We start from the raw sequence: 4,739 nt of genomic DNA on the forward strand, positions 1-4,739 counted from the left end.
TTAGTGCAGCCGACTTCTGACATTATTTTATCAGAAGTCATATGCACACAGGGCTCTAAACCCTATCAATTGGTGCAGTCGCCTTCTGAAAATGACACATAATTGGGTTAAAAATGTACATTCACGGCTATCTACGTGCATCAACAAAAGAACAGGATGCTCTCCGTGCAAAAAATAGAATGAAAGCCTTTGTTGAAGAGAAAGGCTTTCGGTTAGCCAGTTGGTATCACGAAAATGTATCCGGCGCGTCACTGCAACGGCCAGAACTTTTACGATTGCTTGATGATGCTGCACCGGGTGACATTATTCTTATTGAGCAGGTTGACCGCCTTTCACGTCTGGATGAAGCGGGCTGGCAGAAACTTAAACAACTTATTCAGGAAAAACACCTCGTGATTGTCAGTCTTGATCTGCCGACGAGCCATATGGCGCTTGCAGAAAATGCGGGTGATGAGTTCACTCTGGCCATGCTTAAAGCGATTAACGGAATGATGCTTGATATGCTGGCAGCCATTGCACGTAAAGACTATCAGGATCGTCGGCGGCGTCAGGAAGAGGGAATATTGAAAGCCAAAGCCGCTGGTAAATTCCGGGGACGCCAAGCAGATAACCAGCTGCATGAGAAAATCATTGAACTTCGGGTTAAAAACAGGCAGAGCATCCGAGATACCGCGAGATTGTGTGGTGTCTCAGAACGAACGGTTATACGTATAGTTAAACTGAACACATGACTCTGAGGGATAAAATTTGAATAGGTAAGTGAGCTGAATCCGTATGTAAGGAGAATATTTATGCCACGGCGACAAATACTGACCAGCGAGGAAAAAGAATGCTTACGGATCGTACCGGATGATGACATCTTGCTGACCCGGATGTGCTTTTTAAGTGAACAGGATTTGGCACTTATCAACAAACACAGAGGATCAGCGAACCGTCTGGGTTTTGCTGTTTTACTCTGTTATTTGCGCGGGCCGGGTTTTACGCCGGATAAAAACAGCTCTCCTCACGATGGCGTTATTTCCAGATTAACTGACTGGTTAAAACTTCAGCCTGATTTATGGCACGAATATGCGGTGAGAGAGGAAACCCGTTGGGAGCATCTGGCTGAGCTTTATCGTTACTTGAGGTTGTCACCTTTTAGCCGATCTCTGCAAAAGACCTGCATCCGCCATCTTTATCCACATGCCATGCGAACCGATAAAGGCTGGCTGCTTGCTGAAGAGATGCTCTCTTGGTTACACAACAATAACGTTATTTTTCCTTCCATTGATGTTGTGGAACGTACGCTTGCCGAAACCATGACGCTGGCTGATAGAATGGTATTTTCTGCGCTGACTGCACCCTTGGCGCCGCAGCATAAAACAGCGCTGGATAGTCTGCTATCATCCGGCGATGAACCACTGTCCCGCCTCAAATGGTTATTACAACCTCCGGGGAAAATTAATGGTAAAAATGTGTTACAACACATTGATCGTCTTAACGTCATTGCAGGATTGGCCTTGCCCGAGGGAATTGAGCTTTCTGTTCATCAGAACCGACTGCTGAAGCTAGCGCGGGAAGGCCGGAAGATGAGCAGCCGGGATCTGATTAAATTTTCTGATACACGACGTTATGCCACATTGGTCTGTATCATCGCAGAAGCCAGAGCGACTCTCACCGATGAAATCATTGAGCTACATGAACGTATTCTGGGCAGTCTGTTCAGCAAGGCAAAACGCAAACAGGCCGAACGACTTCAGCAAACAGGAAAGCTGATTCAGAGTAAGCTAAGGCAGTATATTACGGTAGGTCAGGCACTGCTAATGGCACGGGAATACGGGAAAGATCCCTGGGCTGCGATAGAAGATGTTCTTCCCTGGCCGGAATTTATCACCAGTCTGGAAGAGACACAACTTCTGGCCCGAAAAGGTAATTTCGAGCCGCTTCATCTGATCACTGAAAAGTACAGTACCCTGCGTAAATATGCGCCCCGTATGTTATCGGCTTTAGAATTCAGGGCGGCATCTGCTGCTATGCCACTCAGTGATGCGCTGGATACGGTCAGAGAGATATACCACAAAAAACTCCGAAAGGTGCCGCCATCAGCACCGATAAAGTTTATCCCTGAGAGCTGGAAAAAACTGGTGATAACCCCCTCCGGTATCGATCGCCGATATTATGAATTCTGCGTACTGAATGAACTTAAAGGCGCACTGCGATCCGGTGATATCTGGGTGAAAGGATCCCACCGCTACCGAAATTTTGATGATTATCTCATTCCGCCTGATGGCTTTGAAAAAGCACTCAAGGATCAACTGTTACAGCTTGCTGTACCGACAGACTACCAGGAATACATTAACACTCGTATGACACTTCTGGCATCCCGGCTGGAAGAAGTAAACGCTATGGCGATTGCCGGTGATTTGCCTGATGTTGATATTTCCGATAAAGGGGTGAAAGTGACGCCGCTGGATAACAGTGTACCTTCGGCTGTTTCCCCGTTTGCAGAGTTGGTTTACAGTATGCTTCCACATCCGAAAATTACTGAGATATTGGATGAAGTGGACAGCTGGACGGGGTTTACCCGCCACTTTACTCACCTCAAGAATAATCATGTCAAACCCAAAGACAAAAAACTGTTGCTGACCACTATCTTGGCTGATGGTATCAATCTGGGACTGACGAAAATGGCAGAATCCTGCCCCGGAACCACAAAAGCGTCACTGGAAGGTGTTCAGGCATGGTACATCAGGGATGAAACCTATGCGGAAGCGCTTGCCGAACTGGTGAATGCCCAGAAGAAGTACCCACTGTCAGCATTCTGGGGAGACGGTACAACATCCTCATCCGATGGCCAAAATTTCAGGGTTGGAAGCCATGGACGCTATGCCGGGCAGGTGAATTTGAAGTACGGTCAGGAACCCGGAGTACAGATTTATACCCATATATCAGATCAGTACAGTCCGTTTTATATCAAAGTGATCAGCCGGGTAAGGGATTCCACCCATGTGCTTGATGGACTGCTGTATCACGAAAGCGATCTGGAAATTACGGAGCATTACACCGATACAGCAGGTTTCACTGAACATGTTTTCGCGCTGATGCATCTGCTGGGATTTGCTTTTGCCCCCCGGATTCGGGATCTGCATGATAAACGGCTATTCATTCAGGGAAAAGCGTCAAAATATTCTGGACTCCAATCAATCATATCCTCGACAAGTCTGAGTCTCAAAGAAATTGAGAAAAACTGGCATGAAGTCCTGCGTCTGGCCACGTCTATAAAACAGGGAACAGTCACGGCATCACTGATGTTAAAAAAGCTGGCCAGCTATCCCAAACAGAATGGGCTGGCAAAAGCATTACGGGAAATTGGTCGTATCGAGCGAACGCTTTTTATGCTGGATTGGTTTCGTGATCCGGCTTTGCGTCGCCGTGTACAGGCAGGTTTAAATAAGGGAGAGGCTCGTAATGCACTTGCTCGGGCTGTTTTTATGCACCGGCTGGGTGAAATAAGGGACAGAGGACTGGAAAACCAAAGTTACCGAGCCAGTGGACTGACATTACTCACTGCGGCGATCACGTTATGGAATACCGTGTATATAGAAAGAGCCATCGAATCACTGAAACGGAAAGGGGTTCAGATTAATGAGCAATTGCTTTCGCACCTGTCGCCGCTGGGTTGGGAGCATATCAATCTGAGTGGAGATTACATCTGGCGTAATAATCTTAAGTTAGGAGCTGGAAAATACCGTCCGTTACGATCAGTTGATATCAATCTGTACAAAAAACAGGCTTAGCGTAGGATGTTTTCCGTTTTCCAAGCGGACCCCAACTTCTGCAATTATAGCAGATAGTGCAGCATGGCTAAGCGCTCTTCCAACTTCAGTTAACTGATTCGCATATTCACCTATTTGGAAAGCTCCTTCAGCATGAAGTTGACTAGTTGAATTAGATAATAGAGCGGAAACAAAATTATCTTTAAAACTTCCACCATTAATAGTAGTGTTTATTCCAGAGCTAATCAAAGACTGTCCGGCAACTCTCTGGGCAGTAGCTACCCAATCTTGATTACTTAATAGAGGCATACTTCCTCTATTAATAGCTGCACCTCCTTTAGTCCCTTCACCCCAACCCATTGCAGAATCAAATCCAGCTAATGCACCTCCAATAGCCGCTGAAGTAACTATAGATTTTATAGTACTACTACTTCCCATGTCTTTAAAAGTTTTAGATAAATTACCCTCATTTTCAGCTAGAGAAACCGCTGCTTTACTAGCAGCCGCTGCCATACCTGCTGTAATAGCTCCTTGAGCTGCTGCACTGCTTCCAGCTATAGATGCTGCATAGGGAGCAGCGTAACCAGCGGTGACTACAGCTATTACTGCCCCTACAAGGGGGTTTGGGTGAGTAGACCTATCCGGTCACCCAGATAGGTCTACTCACCCAAACCCCCCATTTGATTCGTTTAAATTCTGTTTTTAATCCGTTGCTAAATAGTTTGTCATAATGATGAGACTCTTATATTTCTCATTTCTTTCCAAGTCGTTAACGACGTCCTTTTTAAAAAAATTGTCACATTACGAATAAGCTGCCACATAAATTGGCAACAATGATTGCGTGTCACCGTTTCATGGAGTGATTGCCATAACCGTTCTATTTTATTTAACCAAGGCGAGTAGACCGGAAGAAACAGCAACGTCACGGTGGGATTATTCAGCAGCCATTCTCTGACTTTCTTACTTTTATGGATACCGTAGTTA

Annotated in this window: 4 protein-coding genes; 2 read left to right on the forward strand and 2 right to left on the reverse strand. The window is 45.9% G+C overall.

Going from position 1 to position 4,739, the window contains the following annotated elements; genetic code table 11:
* Window positions 1-113: 113 nt before the first annotated feature.
* Together Xentx_RS17725 and Xentx_RS17730 are read left to right on the forward strand one after the other, a co-directional pair.
* Complete coding sequence (locus Xentx_RS17725; protein ID WP_047964936.1) at window positions 114-731, forward strand: recombinase family protein; 618 nt, start codon at window positions 114-116, stop codon at window positions 729-731.
* A gap of 60 nt (window positions 732-791) precedes the next feature.
* A complete protein-coding gene (locus tag Xentx_RS17730) occupies window positions 792-3,776 on the forward strand; it encodes a Tn3 family transposase (RefSeq protein WP_074021821.1) in 2,985 nt (994 codons plus the stop codon).
* On the opposite strand, the gene Xentx_RS17735 is transcribed toward Xentx_RS17730, so the two are convergent.
* Together Xentx_RS17735 and Xentx_RS17740 are read right to left on the reverse strand one after the other, a co-directional pair.
* A complete protein-coding gene (locus Xentx_RS17735; RefSeq protein ID WP_339373706.1) occupies window positions 3,741-4,358 on the reverse strand; it encodes a DUF637 domain-containing protein in 618 nt (205 codons plus the stop codon). The genes Xentx_RS17730 and Xentx_RS17735 overlap by 36 nt on opposite strands.
* Window positions 4,359-4,480: 122 nt before the next feature.
* Window positions 4,481-4,739: transposase (locus Xentx_RS17740; protein ID WP_208607601.1), on the reverse strand; the 259-nt coding region annotated here is incomplete at its 5' end.

The organism is Xenorhabdus thuongxuanensis (assembly GCF_001908095.1).
Classification (GTDB): domain Bacteria; phylum Pseudomonadota; class Gammaproteobacteria; order Enterobacterales; family Enterobacteriaceae; genus Xenorhabdus; species Xenorhabdus thuongxuanensis.